General features: G+C 71.5%; 13 protein-coding genes and 1 tRNA gene. 8 read left to right on the top strand and 6 right to left on the bottom strand.

The features are described 5' to 3' along the window. The first annotated feature begins 53 nt into the window (after positions 1-53). From ACSMXW_RS32945 to ACSMXW_RS32920, 6 genes are all read left to right on the top strand, one after another. On the top strand, positions 54-1,346 hold the full coding sequence (locus tag ACSMXW_RS32945) for an ABC transporter substrate-binding protein (RefSeq protein ID WP_485801757.1): 1,293 nt from the start codon (positions 54-56) through the stop codon (positions 1,344-1,346). Between the two features lie 3 nt (positions 1,347-1,349). Beyond that, positions 1,350-2,303, top strand: coding sequence for a carbohydrate ABC transporter permease (locus tag ACSMXW_RS32940; protein ID WP_485801755.1), 954 nt, complete (start codon positions 1,350-1,352; stop codon positions 2,301-2,303). Positions 2,304-2,473: 170 nt separating this feature from the next. Beyond that, entirely contained in the window at positions 2,474-3,259 is a 786-nt protein-coding gene (locus tag ACSMXW_RS32935; RefSeq protein WP_485808458.1) for a carbohydrate ABC transporter permease, read from the top strand. Positions 3,260-3,331: 72 nt separating this feature from the next. Continuing rightward, positions 3,332-5,461 (top strand): alpha-galactosidase, encoded by a 2,130-nt coding sequence (locus ACSMXW_RS32930; RefSeq protein ID WP_485801754.1) that lies wholly within the window; start codon positions 3,332-3,334, stop codon positions 5,459-5,461. A gap of 133 nt (positions 5,462-5,594) precedes the next feature. After that, a complete protein-coding gene (locus tag ACSMXW_RS32925) occupies positions 5,595-7,451 on the top strand; it encodes an alpha-L-fucosidase (protein WP_485801753.1) in 1,857 nt (618 codons plus the stop codon). 181 nt (positions 7,452-7,632) lie between these two features. After that, positions 7,633-8,559 carry an NADP-dependent oxidoreductase gene (locus tag ACSMXW_RS32920; protein ID WP_485801752.1) on the top strand — a complete coding sequence of 309 codons (927 nt, stop codon included), beginning with the start codon at positions 7,633-7,635 and terminating at the stop codon, positions 8,557-8,559. Between the two features lie 254 nt (positions 8,560-8,813). Here ACSMXW_RS32920 and ACSMXW_RS32915 read toward each other — a convergent pair whose 3' ends face one another. Together ACSMXW_RS32915 and ACSMXW_RS32910 are read right to left on the bottom strand one after the other, a co-directional pair. Beyond that, positions 8,814-9,638: an aldo/keto reductase gene (locus tag ACSMXW_RS32915; protein WP_485801751.1), complete on the bottom strand. Its 825-nt coding sequence runs from the start codon at positions 9,636-9,638 to the stop codon at positions 8,814-8,816. 149 nt (positions 9,639-9,787) lie between these two features. Next, positions 9,788-11,056, bottom strand: a complete 1,269-nt coding sequence (locus tag ACSMXW_RS32910; protein ID WP_485801750.1) for an MFS transporter — start codon at positions 11,054-11,056, stop codon at positions 9,788-9,790. A 165-nt stretch (positions 11,057-11,221) separates the two neighbouring features. Here ACSMXW_RS32910 and ACSMXW_RS32905 point away from each other — a divergent pair, with 165 nt between their 5' ends. Beyond that, the gene (locus tag ACSMXW_RS32905) at positions 11,222-11,749 is read left to right on the top strand and encodes a MarR family winged helix-turn-helix transcriptional regulator (protein WP_485801748.1); all 528 of its coding nucleotides are present in this window, start codon (positions 11,222-11,224) and stop codon (positions 11,747-11,749) included. Between the two features lie 165 nt (positions 11,750-11,914). Here ACSMXW_RS32905 and ACSMXW_RS32900 read toward each other — a convergent pair whose 3' ends face one another. Together ACSMXW_RS32900 and ACSMXW_RS32895 are read right to left on the bottom strand one after the other, a co-directional pair. Continuing rightward, positions 11,915-13,762, bottom strand: a complete 1,848-nt coding sequence (locus tag ACSMXW_RS32900; protein WP_485801746.1) for an ABC transporter ATP-binding protein — start codon at positions 13,760-13,762, stop codon at positions 11,915-11,917. 343 nt (positions 13,763-14,105) lie between these two features. Further along, the gene (locus ACSMXW_RS32895; protein WP_485801744.1) at positions 14,106-16,589 is read right to left on the bottom strand and encodes a WD40/YVTN/BNR-like repeat-containing protein; all 2,484 of its coding nucleotides are present in this window, start codon (positions 16,587-16,589) and stop codon (positions 14,106-14,108) included. A 201-nt stretch (positions 16,590-16,790) separates the two neighbouring features. Here ACSMXW_RS32895 and ACSMXW_RS32890 point away from each other — a divergent pair, with 201 nt between their 5' ends. Beyond that, on the top strand, positions 16,791-16,988 hold the full coding sequence (locus ACSMXW_RS32890; RefSeq protein ID WP_485801742.1) for a hypothetical protein: 198 nt from the start codon (positions 16,791-16,793) through the stop codon (positions 16,986-16,988). A 192-nt stretch (positions 16,989-17,180) separates the two neighbouring features. On the opposite strand, the gene ACSMXW_RS32885 is transcribed toward ACSMXW_RS32890, so the two are convergent. Beyond that, a tRNA-Pro gene (locus ACSMXW_RS32885) sits at positions 17,181-17,254 on the bottom strand. Between the two features lie 77 nt (positions 17,255-17,331). Then, positions 17,332-18,933 carry a glycoside hydrolase family 71 protein gene (locus tag ACSMXW_RS32880; protein ID WP_485801741.1) on the bottom strand — a complete coding sequence of 534 codons (1,602 nt, stop codon included), beginning with the start codon at positions 18,931-18,933 and terminating at the stop codon, positions 17,332-17,334. Positions 18,934-19,007: the final 74 nt, after the last annotated feature.

Here is a 19,007-nt window from a genome sequence, read left to right as displayed (position 1 = left end):
GCTCACGGCTCGATGCGGTAAACCCCGCCTGCCGTCCTCGGAGGAGCCCTGCAATGCCACGAACCCGCCTCGCCACGGCCGCGCTGCTCGCACTCGCGACGCTCGCGCCGCTCAGCGCGTGCTCAGTCAGCGAACCGTCGGCGTCGGCCGGCGGCGCGAACGCGCAGGAGATCACCTTCCTGACGTTCGAGACGCCCAACCTGCCGCCCGCGTACTGGGACGACGCGATCAAGCGGATCACCGCGAAGTACCCCGACATCAAGGTCAAGAAGCTGGTGTCGCCGAGCGCGGACCGCACCGCGTACGCCAAGCAGCTGCGCGCCTCCGGCCAGTTCCCCGACGTGATGATCGCGGTGAGCCCGAGCGGCTTCGCCGAGGCCGGCGACCTCTACGCATGGCAGCCGTCGGAACTGAAGGACTTCGTGGTGCCGGACGGCGGTGCCATCGACGGCAAGGTGTACCAGCTGCCCACCAACACCCAGACCATCCCGAACGTCTACTACCGCAAGTCGATGTTCACCGCCGCCGGCATCAAGACCCCGCCGAGGACGTACCACGAGCTGCTGGCCGACTGCGCCAAGCTCAAGGCCAAGGGCACCACGCCGTTCGTGGTGGGCGGCGGCAAGGACGCCTTCCCCTCGGTCCTGCCGCTGACCGGCACCGTGGCGACCGACGTCTACCGCAAGGACCCCGACTGGATGGTCGAGCGCCGCGCCGGCAAGGTCGGCTTCGACCAGCCCGACTTCGTCGGCGCCCTGGCCAAGGTCGGCCGGCTGGCCCGCAAGGGCTATATCGACCCGAAGATGCTCTCCCTGGACTACGCCGCCACCGAGCAGGCGTTCCTCAAGGGCAAGGGCGCGATGTACCCGATGGGCTCCTGGTTCGCCTCGGCCGGCGACAAGAGCGCCGTCAGAGGCGACATCGGCGTCTTCCGGTGGCCCACCGACGACGGCAGCGAGCTGCTCTCCGAGTACACCGGCGGCGGCCTCGACGTGAACGCGCACTCCAAGCACCTTCAGGCCGCGAAGAAGTTCGCCCTCGCCTTCCAGCTCGACAAGAAGAACCTGGACGCCTCGGTGCGCTCCGACGCCCTCTTCCCGGCGATCAAGGGGTACACGCCGCCGAAGGACATGGGTCCGGTCTTCAACGAGACCTACGACCTGTGGACCCGGGCGCTGAAGGACAGGAAGACCGTGAAGGCGTTCGCCTGGGAGACCGGCGGCGACGGGCTGCTGCCCGGCATGGACGCCAAGGTCTTCGCGGCCACACAGGACGTCATCCTCGGCCGGAAGTCGCCCAAGGAGGCGGCGTCCTACCTGGACGAAGAGTGGAAGAAGGCGTCCTGACCCATGGTCACCGATGTCCGCATCGACCACCGTGCCGGGCGGCGGCCGAAGACCCGGACGGCGGCTCATGCCGGCCGCTCCCGCAGGATCCGCGCCGCTCTCGCCCACTTCGGGGTGTTCGGCGCGCCGGGCCTCCTCGTCTACGGCTGCTTCGTGCTCGCCCCGGTGGTGCTCAGCTTCTGGTACAGCCTCACGGACTACAACACGTTCCATCCGGACACCCGGTTCGTGGGCCTGGACAACTACCGCACGCTCTTCGGTGACGAGGAGTTCCTGACCTCCCTGCGCGTCACCTCGGTGCTCACCCTGATCCTGGTGATCGTGCCGAACGCCGCGGGGCTCGGCATCGCGCTGCTGCTCAACAAGAAGGGCTGGTTCTACAACGCCTGGCGCGGGGTGTTCTTCGTGCCGATGGTGCTCAGCTCCGTGGTGGTCTCCATCGTGTGGACCCGCCTGCTGGCCGACGACGGCGCCGTGAACCAGGCCCTGGGCTGGCTCGGGGCGCACCCGGTGGGCTGGCTGTCGGACCCGTCCCTCGCGCTGTACTCGGTGGCCGGCATCATGTCCTGGCAGATGCTGGGCTTCTGCGTGGTGGTCTACCTCGCCGGGCTGCAGTCCGTGCCGGACGAGCTGTACGAGGCGGCGGCGATCGACGGCGCGGGGCCGGGGACCCGCTTCCGCCATGTCACCTGGCCGCTGCTGGCGCCCGCCCTCACCATCAACACCGTCGTCCTGCTGATCACCGCGTTCAAGGCGTACGACCACATCCAGGTCATCACCAACGGAGGCCCCGGCAGCGGCACCACCGCCACGGTGGCGTTCCTCACCCTGCAGACCGGGTTCGTCGCCAACCACCAGAGTTATGCGTCCGCGATGGCCGTGGTGATGCTGCTGATCGTCGCCACCGCCTCGGCCGTGGTGCTGCGGCTGCTGCAACGAAGGGAGGTGTCCCTGTGAGCGGTCCCGTGAGCAGTCGCGTGGGAAACGCCGTGGGCACCGCCGCCACCGGGGCGACGTCCGGCGGCGGAAGGCCGGCACCGGGGCGATCCGGCGGTGGCCGGCCGGCCTGGGAGCGGTCCGGCGGCGGCCGGTTCGACGCGTCCTGGTGGCGGCCGCTCGTCGTCACCGTGCTGGGTGCCCTGTTCGCGGTGCCGCTCTATGTGGTCCTGGCCAACGCCTTCAAGCCGGGCGCCGACATCGCGCCGAGCCCCGCCTCGCTGCCCAGCCCGCCCACGCTGGCCAACCTCCAGGCGGTGGTGAGCCGCCCCGACCACCTCTTCTGGGCGAGCCTGACCAACAGTCTGCTGGTCACCGGGCTCTCGGTGGTGGTGCTCACGGTGCTGTCCGCGATGCTCGGCCACTACCTGGCCCGCACCCGGTCCCGCTGGGCGCGGGTCGCCACCCTGGTGCTGCTCTCCGGGCTGATGATCCCGCCGCAGGTGATCCTGCTGCCGATCACCAAGGTGCTGGGCGTCTTCCACCTGATGACGACCGTGCAGGGCCTGGTGCTGTTCAACGTCGGCTACTACGTGCCGTTCGGGGTCTTCGTCTTCGCCGGTTTCGTCCGCACCATCCCGGTGGAGATGGAGGAGGCCGCTGCGATCGACGGGGCCGGGCGGCTGACCGTCTTCTGGCGGATCGTCTTCCCCCTGCTGCGGCCGGCCACCGCGAGCTCCGTCATCTTCTTCGGGGTGTGGATCTGGAACGACTTCATCGATCCGCTCGTCATCCTCGGCCCCGGCACCGGCACCACCGTCACCACCGGCATCTACCGGGCCGTCGGGCAGTACCAGGCGGACTACGGCACGGTCTTCGGCCTGATGTTCCTGGCCACCCTGCCCGTGCTGGTCCTCTACCTCGTGCTGCAGAAGCAGTTCGTCCGTGGTCTCACCAACGGCGCCACCAAGGGCTGACGGAGATCTCCCGGGGCCATCTCCCGGGGCCGGCCACATCCGTGAGCGCCACCACACGAGAGGAATCACTCCATGGCGTGCGTCGTCGTCGACCGCGAGCGACGGGTCTGGGTCCTGTCCACCGAGCACACCACCTATGCCCTGCACGCGGCCTCGGACGACAAGCTGGTGCAGCTCCACTGGGGCGCCCGGCTCACCGGTGCGGAGGCGGCGCGCCTCGCGGGACCTCCGTTCACCACCGCGCCGTACGGCCTGCCGCTGGACGTCGAGGAGCCGCTGCCGGTGGACGGCGGCCTGCGCTGGGGGGTGCCCTCGCTCCAGGTGACGTTCCCGGGCGGGGTGCGCTCGCTGGAGCTGACCCTGGTCGGGGACGAGGTGGTGCGGGAGGACGGCGGCGCCCGGCTCGACCTGGTCCTCGCCGACCGGCACTTCCCGCTGCGGGTCGTGCTGCACCACCGGGTGCACGACGGCTCCGACGCGATCGAGCGCTGGGTGACCCTGAAGCACACCGGGGCCCCCGACGGGCCGGCCGGCGAGCCCTTCCTGGTGCACCGGGCCGACTCGGGCAACTGGCTGCTGCCCGAGCTGCCCGACTACCGCTGTAGCTCCGTCTCCGGCGCCTGGGCCGCCGAGAGCCAGCTGAGCCGGGTGCCGCTGCCCGCCGGGGAGCTCACCCTGACCAGCCGGCACGGCCTCACCGGACACCACACCAACCCCTGGATCATGGTGGACGACGGCACCGCGACCGAGGAGCACGGCGAGGTCTGGAGCGTGGCGCTGGCCTGGAGCGGCACCTGGCGGCTGACCGCCCAGCGGCGCTTCGAGGGCAGGGCCGCGGTGACCGCCGGGTTCGGGCACGACGGCGTCACCTGGCGCCTGGCGCCCGGTGAGGAGCTGACCACCCCGCCGGTGCTCGGCGTCCACACGGACGGCGGGTTCGGTGCGGCCAGCCGTGCCTGGCACCGGCACGCCCGTGCCCGGGTACTGCCGCATCCCGCGGAGACCCGGCCGGTGCTCTACAACTCGTGGGAGGCGGTCGAGTTCGACATCGACGAGGCCGGCCAGATCGAGCTGGCGCAGAAGGCGGCCGGCCTGGGCGTCGAGCTATTCGTGATGGACGACGGCTGGTTCGGCCGGCGCACCGACAGCACCGCGGGACTCGGCGACTGGTGGCCGAACCCCGAGCGCTTCCCGAACGGCCTCAGGCCGCTCGCCGACAAGGTGCGCACCCTCGGCATGGAGTTCGGCGTCTGGGTCGAGCCCGAGATGGTCAACCCGGACAGCGACCTGTACCGCTCCCATCCCGACTGGGTGCTGCGCCATCCGCACCGCCGCCGGGACGAACTGCGCACCCAGCTGGTCCTCAACTTCGCCCGCGACGACGTCCGCGAGTGGGCGTTCGGGTGGCTGGACCGGCTGGTCGGCGACCACGGTGTGACGTTCCTCAAGTGGGACATGAACCGCTCGCTGTCCCAGGCAGGCTGGCCGGAGCGGGCCGGCACCGGCGACGGCGACCAGGACCGGCTGTGGATCGACCACACCCGCAACGTCTACGCGGTGATGGACCGGCTGCGCGCCCGGCACCCGGCGCTGCGCATCGAGTCCTGCGCGGGCGGCGGCGGGCGGGTCGACTTCGGTGTGCTGGCCCGCACCGACGAGGTGTGGACGTCCGACAACACCGACGCCTTCCACCGGCAGTCCATCCAGCACGGCTTCAGCCAGGTCTACCCGGCCGGGGTGATGGCGGCCTGGGTCACCGACGCGGCACGCGCCCCGCTGGAGTACCGCTTCCATGTGGCGATGGCGGGCGTCCTCGGCATCGGCGGCGACCTGAACGCATGGACACCCGGGCAGCTCGGCACCGCGCGCCGGCTGGTCGCCGAGTACAAGGAGATCCGTGCCGTGGTGCAGCACGGCGAGCAGTACCGGCTGGGCGCTGAGCCGGGCCGGGGTCTGTCCGCGGTGCAGTACGTGCACGGTGACGAGGTGGCCCTGCTGCTGTACCGGCCGCACGCGGGCGTCCGGCCCTCCCCCGGTGTGCTGCGGCTGGCCGGGCTCGACCCCGAGGCCCGCTACCAGGAGTCGGACGGCTCTCCCGCGGTGAGCGGGCACACCCTGATGCGCACCGGTCTGCCGATCCGCGACCGCCTGCCCGCCGGCGACTGGGCGAGCGCGCTGCTCAGGCTGCGCCGCCTGCCCTGACCCCGGCCCCGCCCACCCCCTCGAAGCACCGTGCCGTCCGGCCCCCGCCGGGCCCACGGGACCCGCAGTTGTCCGCCTGTACCCGAATCCGTTTCCCCCGACAGGACCCCCCGACAAGATGGGTGGCGAACCAATGACCTCCAGACGAGATGTCCTCAAGGCGACCGGCGCACTGGCCGGCGCCGCGGCCCTCACCGGCGCACTCTCCGGCACCTCGGCCGCCTCCGGCGCGCCCCAGACGGCCGAGCACACCCGCAAGAGCCTCCCGGACGACCTCCCCGAGGGCCTCTACAACCCCCGCCAGCGCTGGCTGCGCGCCGCGTCGGCCGGGCTGTTCCTGCACTGGGGGATGCGCACCTTCCCCGGTTTCAGGGACGCCGCCTCCTGGGAGGCGGCGATCACCGACGGTGGCTGGACCGCGGACTACTGGGTGGACGAGGCCCGCAAGCTGGACGCGTCCTACGTGGTGCTGACCAGCTTCCACAGCCGACTCGGCTATGCCCGCGCCTGGCCGTCGAAGATCCCCGGCAGCGCCAGCACCAAGCGGGACTTCCTCGGTGAGCTGATCGACGCCGCCCAGGCCAAGGGCCTGCACGTCATCCTCTACATGACCGACGACCCGCAGTGGCACGCCGAGGGCGGCTTCGAGCAACTCGACTCCGCCGCCTACTCGGCCTACAAGGGCAAGCAGGTGGACCTCACCACACGGCCGGGCTTCGGGGAGTTCAGTTACGACAACTTCCTGGAGGTGATGGAGAACTACCCGGGGCTGTCCGGCTTCTGGATCGACAACGACAACGAGTACTGGGAGCAGAACGGCCTCTACGAGCTGATCCGCGAGCGGCGTCCGTCCTGGCTGCTGTCCAACAACAACGAGGACACGCCGATCATGGACACGGTCAGCAACGAGCAGAAGGTGGGGATGGTCCCGGACTACGACTATCCGGCCGCCATCTGGACCCCGATGCCCCGCCTGACGGAGGCCTGCTACAAGCTGCCGAGCAAGGGCCAGTGGTGGTTCGACGGCTCGGACTCGACCGTCGACACCCACCTGAGCGTCGGCCGGTACATCACCAACGCCGGCTCCTCCGTGAAATCCCTGATGGCCGAGACTGCCCAGGTCAATGGGAAGTTCCCGGCCCAGCAGGAGGCGTTCAACAACTTCATGGCCGGCTACCTGCCCGCCATCCGGGAGACCTACCGGGACACCGTCGGCGGCGGCTACATGTACGGGGGCCTCCAGCCGGGCGCGTGGAACGACGGCGCCTACGGTGTCGTCACGATCAGCAAGCGTGACCCGAAGGTGCAGTACCTGCACGTCACCACCGCACCGTCGGGCAGTGTGCTCACGGTCCGCGACAACGGCTACAAGGTCGACGGTGTCTCGGACTACCGCACGGGCAGGCGGCTGGCGTTCACCCAGCGGGACGGCCGGGTGACGATCAGCGGGATCTCCGCGTGGGACGAGCACGACACGATCCTGCGGGTGCACACCGCCGGCCGGGAGGGCCTGTACCCGCAGCGCCTGGTCAAGGCCACCGCCAGCACCTCCAAGGACGGCTATCCGGCGTCCGCCCTCACCGACGGCTCGTTCCTGACGTGGTGGGACAGCGGGGAGACGCTACCCGTCTCGATCACCCTCGACCTCGGTGAGCGGCGCCCGGTGCGCTTCCTCGCCGTCAACCAGCGGGAGTGGTCGCCGACGTACAACCGGGAGACCTTCGGCCGCAAGGAGGACTCGGCCCGTATCAAGGACTACCAGGTGCACATCGGCGACGACGGCTCCGACTGGGGCTCGCCCGTGCTGACCGGGGTGATGGAGACCGCCCGCGGGGTGCGCTTCATCGACCTCGACGTGCCGCGGACGCGGTATGTGCGGCTCACCGTCACCACGACCTGGGCGGCGGAGACGGTCCCGGCGTTCTACAGGAAGCTGGGCATCGACGAGATCCGCGTCGGCTACCGCTCGCCGGTGGGCCACGGCTCCTGACGGCCGCGGTCCGGGCGCGGGGGTCTTCGCGGTCTCCGGCACGCGAAGACCCCCGCGCCGTGCGCGCACCGTCCGGCCCGCATCGCGCCGCGGGCGGCGGCAAGCACGGTACACGGCAGATGCATGCAAACGCCGCCTATTGCAACCGCCCCTAGTTGCGGCCCGGTGGTAACGTGCACGCATGAAGGCGATCACATTGGACCAGTACGGCGGCCCCGAGCGTCTGACGCTGACGGAGTTCCCGGATCCCAAGGTGGCTCCCGGAGAGGTACTCATCCGGGTGAGGGCGGCCGGGGTCAACCCCGTCGACTGGAAGCTCGCCGAGGGCCGCCTCGACGGGTTGATGGAGACCCGTTTCCCCCTCGTCCCCGGCTGGGACGTGAGCGGCGTGGTGGAGCAGGTGGGCCCGGACGCCGGGGAGTTCTCCGTCGGCGACGAGGTCTACGGCTACCTCCGCAAGGACGAGGTGCACCTCGGGGCGTACGCGGAGCTGGTCTCCGCCAACGTGCGCCTGCTCGCCCGCAAGCCCGCCGCGCTGAGCTGGGCCCAGGCTGCGGGGGTTCCGCTGGCCGGGCTCACCGCGTACCAGTCCCTCAAGCGGGTGGGAGTCGGCTCGGGCGACACGGTCCTCATCCATGCCGCGGCGGGCGGGGTCGGCTCCCTCGGCACGCAGATCGCCGTGGCGCTCGGCGCCCGGGTCATCGGCACCGCGAGCGCCCGCAACCACGACTTCCTGCGTGAGCTCGGCGCCGAGCCCGTCGAGTACGGCGACGGCCTCGCCGAACGGGTCGGCCGGCTCGCCCCCGGCGGAGTGGACGCGGCACTCGACTTCGGCGGCGACGACGCGGTCGCGCTCTCGCAGCGCCTCCTCAAGGACCCCGCCCGCGTGGCCTCCATCGTCGACGCGGCGGCCGCCGAGCGAGGCGGCCAGTACGTCTGGGTGCGCCCGGACAGCGCGGGCCTCACCGAGCTCGCCCGACTCGCCGACGAGGGCAGGCTCACCGTCCACGTCGACCGGACGCTGCCGCTGTCCGAGGCGGCGGAGGCCTGGAGGCTGAGCCAGACCGCACGGGTGCGCGGGAAGCTCGTCCTGACGGTCGACCAGTAGCGGCCCGACGCTCGGCCGGCGGCGGCACGGCCTCAGAACGGGCCTCAGAACGGGCCGCGGAACGGGCCGCGGAACGGGCCGCGGAACGGGCCGCGGAACGGGCCGCGGAACGGGCCGCGCCGCTCCGGCCGCCGGGGGGGTCGGAGCGGCGCAGTCGCCGTCGCGGTGAGCGGGCTCAGCGCGGGACGCCGGACTCGGTCCGCGGGGCGCCGGACTCGGTCCGCGGCGCCGGACTCGATCCGCGGGCGCCGGACTCAGTCCAGGGTGTCGGGGTCCGGCCCGATGCGCCGGCCGCGGTCGAGCGCCGTGATCGCCTCGACGTCCTCATCGGTGAGGGTGAAGTCGAAGACGTCGATGTTCTGCCGGATACGGGCCGGGGTCACGGACTTGGGGATCACGATGTTCCCCAGCTGCAGATGCCAGCGCAGGACCACCTGGGCGGGCGTCCTGCCGTGGCGCTGCGCTATCGCCGCGAGGGCCGGGTCCTGTAGAAGGGCACCCTGGGCCAGCGGGCTCCACGCCTCGGTGGCGATGCCGTGCTCGGCGTGGCACGCCCGCAGCGTGCCCTGCTGGAGATAGGGGTGCAGCTCGACCTGGTTGAGCACCGGGACCACCCCAGTGTGGTCGATGAGCCGCTCCAGGTGCGCGGGCTGGAAGTTGGACACGCCGATGGCGCGGGTCCGGCCGTCGGCCAGCAGCTTCTCCAGCGCACGCCACGTCGCCAGGTAGCGGTCGCGGGCCGGGGCGGGCCAGTGGATGAGGTAGAGGTCCACGTACTCGGTACCGAGCTTGGCCAGACTGGTGTCGAAGGCCCGCAGGGCGGAGTCGTAGCCCTGGTCGGCGTTCCACAGCTTGGTGGTGAGGAACAGCTCCTCGCGGGGGATGCCGGAGGTGGCCACGGCACGGCCGACGCCGGCCTCGTTGCCGTAGACGGCCGCGGTGTCGATGCTGCGGTAGCCGGCCTCCAGGGCGGAGAGGACCGCGGCGGTGGTCTTGTCGTCCTCCACCTGGAAGACGCCGAAGCCCAGCTGCGGGATCTCGATGCCGTTGTGGAGGGTGACGTGGGGTACGGAGCTCATGATGTCCTTCGTCGGTCTCTTGTGCCTGCGGGTGTGCTCTCTGGTGCGGGGTCAGCCGGGGGCGGACACCGCGGGGGTGGCTCTCTCGGGGGTTCTCATGTCGGATCGGTCTCCTTGGACGTGAGGGTGCTCTTCGGTTGCTGCCCGCCTCAGTGCCGGTCGGCGCCGGCACGGGTCGGCTCCGCGGGGGCGCCGGTGGCGACGTCCGCGCCGGTGGCGACGCCTCCGGTGGCGACGACGCCGGCGCCGCGCGGGGTGGCCCGGACGCGGTGGACGTCACGGCGCTCCAGTGCGGCGGAGAGGACCGCGAGGCCCAGAGCGGAGCCGGCGAGGATGGCGCCTACCCAGTTGGGGGCGGTGTAGCCGAGCCCGGCCGAGATCACCAGGCCGCCGAGCCACGCCGAAAGCGCGTTGCCCAGGTTGAAGGCGCCGATGTTGACGGCCGACGCCAGGGTCGGGGCGCCCGCCGACTGGTCGAGCACCCGCTTCTGGAGCGGGGGCACGGTGGCGAAGCCCAGCGCGCCGACGAGGGCGATGAAGACCGCGGACGCGACCTTGTCGTGGGCGGCGAACGTGAACAGGGCCAGGACCACGGCGAGGGCGCCCAGCGACACGTACAGCATCGGCATCAGGGCGCGGTCGGCGAACCTGCCGCCGACCAGGTTGCCGCCGACCATGCCGAGCCCGAAGAGGACCAGCAGCCAGGTCACGGAGGAGTCCGCGAATCCGGCGACCTCGGTCATCATCGGCGCGATGTAGGTGATCGCGGCGAAGACACCGCCGAAGCCGAGCACGGTCATCGCCATGGCAAGCAGCACCTGCGCGTTGCGGAAGACGGCCAGCTCATGGCCCAGGCGCACGCCCTCCGGCTTGGGGATCTCGGGCACGAGCCGGGCGATCCCCGCCAGGCCCGCCACACCGAGGGCCGCGACGAGGAAGAAGGTGGTCCGCCACCCCAGCGACTGGCCGATCGAGGTGCCGAGCGGTACCCCGACGACATTGGCCACGGTCAGGCCGGTGAACATCATCGAGATGGCGCCGGCCTTCTTCTCCGGGGCCACCAGGTCGGCCGCGACGACGGATCCGATGCCGAAGAACGCGCCGTGCGCGAAGGAGGCGACGATCCGCCCCACGACCATCACGCCGAAGGCCGGTGCGAGCGCCGACACCAGGTTGCCCACCACGAACAACCCCATCAGCAGCATCAGCATGCGCTTGCGGGAGATCTTCGTGCCGAGCGCGGTCATCAGCGGTGCGCCGACCATGACGCCCAGGGCGTAGCCGGTCACCAGGAAGCCGGCGGTGGGGATGGACACGTCGAAGTCACCGGCGACCTCGGGCAGCAGCCCCATGATCACGAACTCGGTGGTTCCGATTCCGAAGGCCCCGATGGCGAGGGCCAGTAGCGCGATGGGCATGAAGGCTCACTCCAAGTGATTGCGAACGCCCTTTACGTGCGTCCACAATACTTGCAGGAGAATTAATTGCAAGCGCGCACTACCGTTGAAGATGTATATTGCTAGTGCTGTGTATCACGCCTCGCGGACCCTGACGGACCCGCGCACCCGCCGCAGGAGGCACCCATGACCGCCCCGGACCTCCCCGCCACCGGCCTCACCCGGGGCTGGTGCGCCCTGTCGCTGCTGCACAGCAGGATCGAGGGGCGCCTCGAGACAGCCCTGCACGCCCACCACGGCCTGAGCGCGCGCGAGTACGCGCTCCTGGACGTCCTCAGCCGGCAGCACGACGGCCCCAACGGCCATCTGCAGATGAAGCAGGTCGCCGACGCCGTCGTGCTGAGCCAGAGCGCCACCACCCGGCTCGTCACCCGCCTCGAGGACCGCGGCCTGCTCTCCCGTTACCTGTGCCCCACCGATCGGCGCGGCATCTACACCAACGTCACCGACGACGGCACGCGCCTGCTCCGCGAGGCCCGGCCGACGTACGAGGCCGCCCTGCGCGAGGCGCTCGACCTGGCCCGCCGTGATCCGAGGCTCGCCCCCCTGGTCGTGGCCGTCTCGTCGCTGGAGGGGGCGGCGCTGGAGGGGGCGGCGCTGGAGGCGTCGGCCGTGGAGGCACCGTCGCCGGAGCCGTCGGCCGTGGAGGCGTAGGCCGCCACGGCCGGTCGTGGCACTCGCCTGCGCCGGCACGGGTCCCCGCGTCCGCCACACGGGCGGGCCGGGCCGGGCCGCTCAGCTCGTGACCGCCACGCCCGCACGGCTCCTCGTCACGGCAGGCCACGGCTCGTCGTCACGGCTGGTCACAGCCCCGTACCGTCATGGCAGGTACAGGTCGGCTCGCGCGGGGCCCTCGTCGAGGAAGCCGCCGGACTGGTGCTGCCACAGCTTCGCATAGGCGCCCTGAGCCGCGAGCAACTCCTGGTGCGTGCCCTGTTCGACGATCCGGCCACGGTCGAGGACCACGAGCCGGTCCATGGTGGCGACCGTGCTCAGCCGGTGCGCCACCACCAGCGCGGTCCGCCCCTTCATGAGCCGCCACAGCGCCTCCTGAACGAGGATCTCGCTCTCGGAGTCCAGGGCGCTGGTCGCCTCGTCGAGCAGCAGGACCGGCGCGTCCCGCAGAATCGCCCTGGCGAGAGCGATCCGCTGGCGCTGGCCGCCGGACAGTTTGATGCCGCGCTCGCCCACCATGGTGTCGAAGCCGTCCGGCAGCGCGTCGGCGAACTCCGTGACGTGCGCCGCCTCGGCCGCGCGGCGTATCTCGGCGTCGGTGGCGTCCGGCCGGGCGAACGCGATGTTCTCCCGCAGGGAGCGGTGGAACATCGCCGGGTCCTGCGGCACGTAGGCGATCAGGCTGCGCAGGTCGGCCTGGCGCAGCGTGCTGATGTCCTGCCCGCCGATCAGGATCCGGCCGGCGTCGATGTCCGTCATCCGCAGCAGCAGCCTGGTGAGCGTGGTCTTGCCCCCACCGGAGCGGCCGACGAGTCCGATCTTCGCCCCGCTGGGCACAGCCAGCTCCAGGCCCTCGAAGAGCGGCTCCGCTCCCCCGTGCGCGAAGGTCACCCGCTCGAAGCGGACGGCCGCGGACGCCGGGCCGCCCGCGGCGTCGGCACGCCGGGGCGGCAGCGGCTTTGGCGAGGCCGGGTCGAGCACGGTCGGCGGTGTCAGCAGCAGCTCGGTGAACTGTGCGGCCTCCGTCATCGAGCTCTCCAGGCGGCGGTAGATCTGGTTGAACTCGAACATGATCCGTGTCGCGTTGGTGAAGTACGTGAAGGCGACCACGACCGCCTCCACGCTCTGCCCGCCCCCGCCGAGCGCGACCGCGAGCAGCAGGCCCAGCGCGTTGGTCAGCACGGACATCGGTGCGACCAGCGTGTCGATGCGCAGGTTGCCGTAATCCCATGACTTCAGCGACAGCCGCCTCGACTCGGCGACGCGTGACCGGTGCTCCGCGGCCTCGCGCTCCTCGGCGGCGAACGCCCGGACGGTGTCCATGTTCATCAGGCTGTCGGCGACGTGGCCGGACACCCGGGCGATCGCTTCCTCCCGCTGGTTGACGAGGGCCTGGCGACGGCGGATGAGGGGCGCCACGCACAGCGCCGTCAAGGCGATCATCGTCAGGAGCCCGACGACGAGCAGCGGCTCGTAGCGCCACAGCACCACGGACCCGAACGCCAGCGGCACCAGGCTGCCCACGACCGAGAAGGTCAGCGTGTCGACGAACTCCTCGAAGCGGGAGGCGAAGCTCAGGACCCGCTTGGTCAGCGACCCGGCGAAGTTGTCGTGGAAGAACACGGCGTCCTTGGCGTACAGCTCGTCCATGCCGATGACGTAGAGGTGCTCGATGCCGAGGGCGTCCACCCGGTTCAGGCAGTGCAGCCCGATGCGCCACAGCACCTCGGCGAGCAGCAGGACGCCGGCGAAGCCGAGCACGTAGGGCAGTGCCGAGCCGATGGCCGTGCCGGCATCGCCGGCGATCCGGCCGACGAGCTTCGCGACGACCAGCGGCGCGATGTAGTTGATGCCGATGTTGCCCAGCGCCGGCAGCAGCATGGCGGGTGCCGTGAGCAGCCGGAGCCGGGTCAACTCCCGTGCGTAGTAACGAAGCGCGAGCGACACCGGGCCCCTGCCCGGCCGGTCCTCGCGCGATGCGGGCGATCCCATCCCCATCCCGTGGTTTTCGCACGGCAGTCCGCCACGTCGTTGCGCGGGAGACGCCGTTGCCTCGATGTCCGTACGGAGCTTCGGTTCGGGTGAGTGCTCTCGCGCTGTCCTCCTCCGGCAGCCGGGCGCGACGACAGAGCCCCCGCGCTCGCGGCGCTGCCGGCATGCGAGTACGGGGAGCTCGGGCACCGCAGTCTCCCGCGACAGCGCCCGGGGAGTCCACGCGTTTTCCATGCCTGGCGAAGGTGTACGGCCCCATGGCCGCAGGTCAGCTCGGCAGGCGTCGCCGCATCACGGCGAAGGCGCACCGGTGGACGGCCGCCGGAAGGTCTGACGGCGACCGTCACTCCTTCACGGAGAGCTGGTACACGCCTCGGCCGAAGGTGGCTGCGTACACGGTGCGGCCGTCGGCGCTGAGCTTGACGTCCATGACCGGGCAGTTGGGCAGCCGCGAACCGAGCCGGGCCCAGTTCTTGTCGCCGTTCTTGAGGAGGAAGACACCGTAGTCGGTGGCGGCGTAGAGCTGGTTGTGGGCCTGGTCGTAGGTGACCATCCAGACCGGTGCGTTGGGCAGGTTGCCGCTGACGTTGGTCCAGGTGCTGCCGCCGTCGGTCGACTCCCAGGCGTTCGCGGCCAGGTCGCCCTCCCGGTAGGAGGAGAAGGAGGCGTAGACGTGGTCGGCGTCGGTGGGATCGACGACGATCGCGGTGACCCACCGCTGCGGCAGTACGCCTTTGCCGAGCCGGGTCCAGGTGGGGCTGGCAGCGGTGGCGTCGGTGGTCTTCCAGACCTTGCCGGTGTCCGTGCCGGCGTAGATGGTGCCGGCCGGTGACGTCGGCGTGCCGGTGGTCTTGGCCGGGGCGATCTGGGTGACGGCGCCGTACTCGTTCGCGTAGTAGAGGTCGGGGTTGATCTCGTCCGGCGGGACCTTGCCGGGCAGGCTGTCCGGGCTGTCGGGGGTGGCCGGGCTGATGACCGTCCACGCGTTGGCACCGGACACCGCGCCGTCCCCGGAGCGAGCGATCGACGTGCCTGCGACGTACACGTAGTCCGGATCAGCCGGGTCCGGCACGATCGGCATGTCGGTCGTGATCCGGGTGTCGGACGGCCACGGCGGGCTGGAGAAGCTCGTGTTGGTGCTCGACGTCGAGCCGCTCGCGGCGTCGTCCACCCGGCGTCCGCAGTTGATCCTTGGCGGTACCGGCTGCGAGCACTGGTAGTAGACGAGCTGGTTGTCCGGGTTGATCTGGACCCAGTGTCCGTCACCGCCACCGTAGGAGTTCCACTGCGTCAGGTCGGTCGGCTCGGCGCCCGGCGTCCACGTCCGGATGCTGCCCTGGTCCTGCAGCCCGGTGACCATGCGCAGCGGGTCCTGCTGCGACACCGCCAGGTGGTACGACTGGGTCCACGGTTCGACCTGGGCGTGCGTCCACGTGCCACTGGCTCCGTTCCGGGTCGAGTGATAGACGCCGCCGTCGCCGCCGTCGTAGACCAGGCCACGGGCGTTCGGGTCCCACGCCATGGCGTGGTGGTCGGCGTGCGGGCCGCTGGAGTTGCTCCACGTCGTGCCGCCGTCCGTCGACTCGCGCAAGTTCACGTCCGCGGCGAACAGGTGGTTCTCGTCGAGCGGGTCGACCCACAGCCGCCCGAAGACCCACTCGTAGCCGCCGGTGACCGATCCGGGTTCCCCGCCCCCACAGGTCCAGGTCCTGCCGGCGTCGTCGGAGACGTAGAAGCCCTTGTCCGGGCCGTTCGCGCCGGCGAACTGGATGTAGACGCGGTTCGGGTCGCCGGGGGCGAACGCGATGCCGATGCGGCCGAGGTCCGCGTCCACGTTCAGCCCGCTCTTGGTCTGGTCCCACGAGCACACCGAACCTTTGATGTTCGCGTTGTCCTGCCGGGTCCAGGTGGCGCCGCCGTCGGTGGAGCGGTACAGCCCTGAGCCGGTACCGCCGTACTGGAAAGCGCCGTTGTTCCGGGAGCGGTCCCACAGCGACGCCAGGATGATCTTCGGGTCGGCCGGGTCGATGGCCACGTCGATCGCGCCCGTCTTGTCGTTGGTGGGCGCGAGGGCGAGCTTCCAGTCCTTGCCGCCATTGGTCAGGTGGTAGAGCCCGCGCTGGGCGGACACCCAGGACAGTGACCCCGTCGCGGCCGCCCACACCTGGCCCGGGTTCTCCGGGTCGACCGCGATGCGGCCGAAGGCACCGCTGTCCGGAAGGCCCGACTTCTGCCAGCTGGCCCCGCCGTCGGCCGACTTGTAGATGCCGTCGCCGAAGAACGTGGTGCCGCCGCCGGACGGGTTCGCCTCACCGGTACCGGCCCACAGCGTGCCGTCCGAGGCCCGGGCGAGCGCTCCCATCGCCTGCTGGGTCGTGGTCGGCCAGGCGGCTTTCCAGGTGACGCCGCCGTCGGTGCTCTTCATGATCCCGCCGCTGGACACCGCGGCGTACACGGTGCTCGGCGAGGCCGTGGGGTCGACGGCCAGGTCGACGACGCGACCCCCGACGTTGGTGGGACCCACGGACCGCCATGGTCGGCCCGCGTCGCCGGTCGGGATGCGTGCCGCCTGTCTCCGTGCCAACGTCACCTGCCCTGCTGACACCGGCCGACCGGAACTGGCCTTCACGGAAAGGAAGTCGACGGGCGCCTCGTCCTCCTCTTCTTCTCCTTCTTCGCCGGACTCGCCCGCCGCCCTGTCCCGGTCCTGCACCACGGTCCGATCGTGGCCGGCGCTGCCGCTCGATACGGCCACGGGGGCCACGCCCGCCACCGTGCCTGCGGCAACGAGAAGGATGCCGATGCGTAGCTTGGCCGACGTCTTCATGTGCACATCACCTTCTTGGCGATCCAGAGGGCATCCGCACGGCTGCCGACGGTACGCGGCTGTCCGAACTGGAGGGAGCCGGGATTCGGCAGGCGTCTTCGAACATGTGCCGAACCTCGACGGTACTCAGCCGTACGTTCGACGGCGCTCCAATCGGGCCAGCTCTCCGATCATCGGTGCCGTGGTGAACCGCCGATCCCGGTGATCTCGCCGGCGGCGCGGCTGTGCTACGCGTACGCCCACGGACAGGCCGCGCGTGCCCGCCGTGCCGTCTGGGGGGAGTCGTCCCCCGGCTGCGACCACGACGGCGAACGCGACATGGTCTCGCCCGGCACCATGCGGCCACGGGCCACCGAAAAGGGCCTGAAAGTGCCGGTGATCACGGACGCCGGCCCGTAGTACCAGACGTTCGGCGGAGGCCAAGGCGCCGAACCGGGTCATGGCCGGGCCAGTGGTCGGCCTCGAACGCGGTGGCGCTGCGGAATGCCCGCGGAGCGGGCGGCGCCCAGAAGGCTTCCGCACAGCTCCCGCTCACGCGTCAGGGGCCCTCCGAGGAGAGCCCCTGACCTGTGGAGACATCCACCATTGCCGTCGGGACGACAGGATTTGAACCTGCGACCCCTTGACCCCCAGTCAAGTGCGCTACCAAGCTGCGCCACGTCCCGGCACTGCATGTCAGACGATACAGGATTCCGGACCGCCGCCGGTCACCCGCCCCGGGCCGGTCAGCCGGAGCCGCCGGTCAGCCGGGGTGCCCGGCCTCCCCGGGGCGCCCGCTGCTCACGGCGTAGTACTGGAGGTCCTGGACGTCGACGGCGGTGCGCACCGGGTAGCGCGTGGTGACGCGCGCCGTGGTGCGGCCGTCCCGGCCGACGGCCGCCGAGCTGGTACCGGCCCGGAGCGGCAGCAGGGTGGGGCGGACGCCCGCGGGGACCGACTCGCGCCCCCGGACGCCGCCCACCGTGGTGTCCAGGGTGGCAGGGGCGGTCAGGAACGTCAGGACCTCGACGGTGTCGCGGGGCGTGGCCGTGCCGGGGCGCGGCTCCATCAGCCTGGGCTGCCGGGCCGCCTTCCGGTTGCCCGCGAACTGGACGCGCGAGGTGAGGTAGACGGTGTCGCGGACGATCCGGGGCCAGTGGCCGGTCTTGAAGCGGGTCAGGTAGTAGGAGCACAGGTCGAGGTAGGCGTGGCCGTTGTGCAGCGAGGGGGCGACCTGGCTGGATTCGGAGTAGTCGTTCCAGGTGGTGAGCTGGACCCAGTCGGCGCCCTCCCCGATGGCGTCGGACCAGGTGGTGCGGAGCAGGGCGGTGTTGCCCGCCTCGTCGTAGACGCCCTGGCTGGGGCGGGCGTCCTGGACGGCGACGGAGTGCATCCAGCGCTTGCCGAGCCGGTGCGCGAGGCCGATGTTCTCCGCGCTGCCCGACTGGCCCGTGTGGCTGCGGTTGCCCCACGCGGAGAAGCCGTAGCTGATCGGGGCGAACTGCTCGGCGTGCCCACGGAAGTCCAGGAACAACGGGACGAGGGCGGTGCGCACCCGGTGCCGCAGCGCCAGCCGGTCGACCACCCGGGTCCACCAGTCGGGGCTGTGCGCCTCGGCCTTGAACGGGGAGACGACGAGCCGCCCGTCGGGCAGGTGGAACGCGGCGGGGGCACCGGCCAGCTTCGCGAGCGCGTCCGCCACGGCCTCCGGGCCCTCGTCCAGGGCCGCCATGTCCGGCATGAGCATGATCCTGAACCCGGGGTCGACGGCCCGGGCGGCCCGCAGCAGGGTGCGCACCCGCTCCCAGTTGGGACCGGACAGGGCGAGGATGTCGACGCTGAAGCCGTCGATGCCCGCGTCGCGCGCGGTGCGCACCTCCCGCTCCATGTTGGTGAGCCGCCAGTCGCCGCCGGACGGCTCGACGGGCGGCGGCCGGTCCCGCAGCAGGCCGCCGTACGCGGCGTGCTTGCCGCCCTCGCCGTCGACGGTGAGGTAGTTGCGGCTGTAGTAGTCCCGGTCCGCGGGCTCGTTGTCGAGCGAGAGCGGGTACGGCGGGAAGTAGTGCGCGAAGACGAGGTGCGGGCCGGCGCGCAGCTCGCGGGTGGCCGGCAGGTCGAACGGCAGCGTTCCCCCGCCCCGGGCGGTGCTCGCGGTGCCGGAGCCGGTGTCCGGGCCGGGGGGTGCGTGATCCCGGGAGTCCCGGGCGAGTCCGGTGCCCGCGACGGCGCCGATCAGCAGGGCCCCCAGCAGCAGGGCGAGCACCAGGCGGCGGCCGGAGCGGCCCGGGCCGCCACGGCGGTGCCCGGCCTGATGGTGACCGGCCGGGTCGTCCGGTGCTGCCGCGCGGTCGGTCGCGTCGGTCATGGTCTTCCCTCCGGGTGGCGGCCGGGCGGCGGGCACGGCCCCGTGACGGGACCGCGGGGGCATGGGCGGGCGGT

The sequence above is a fragment of the Streptomyces sp. DSM 116793 genome, assembly GCF_057320905.1.
The sequence above is the reverse complement of the archived record's forward strand: the minus strand, read 5'-3'. Positions and strand labels throughout refer to the sequence as shown.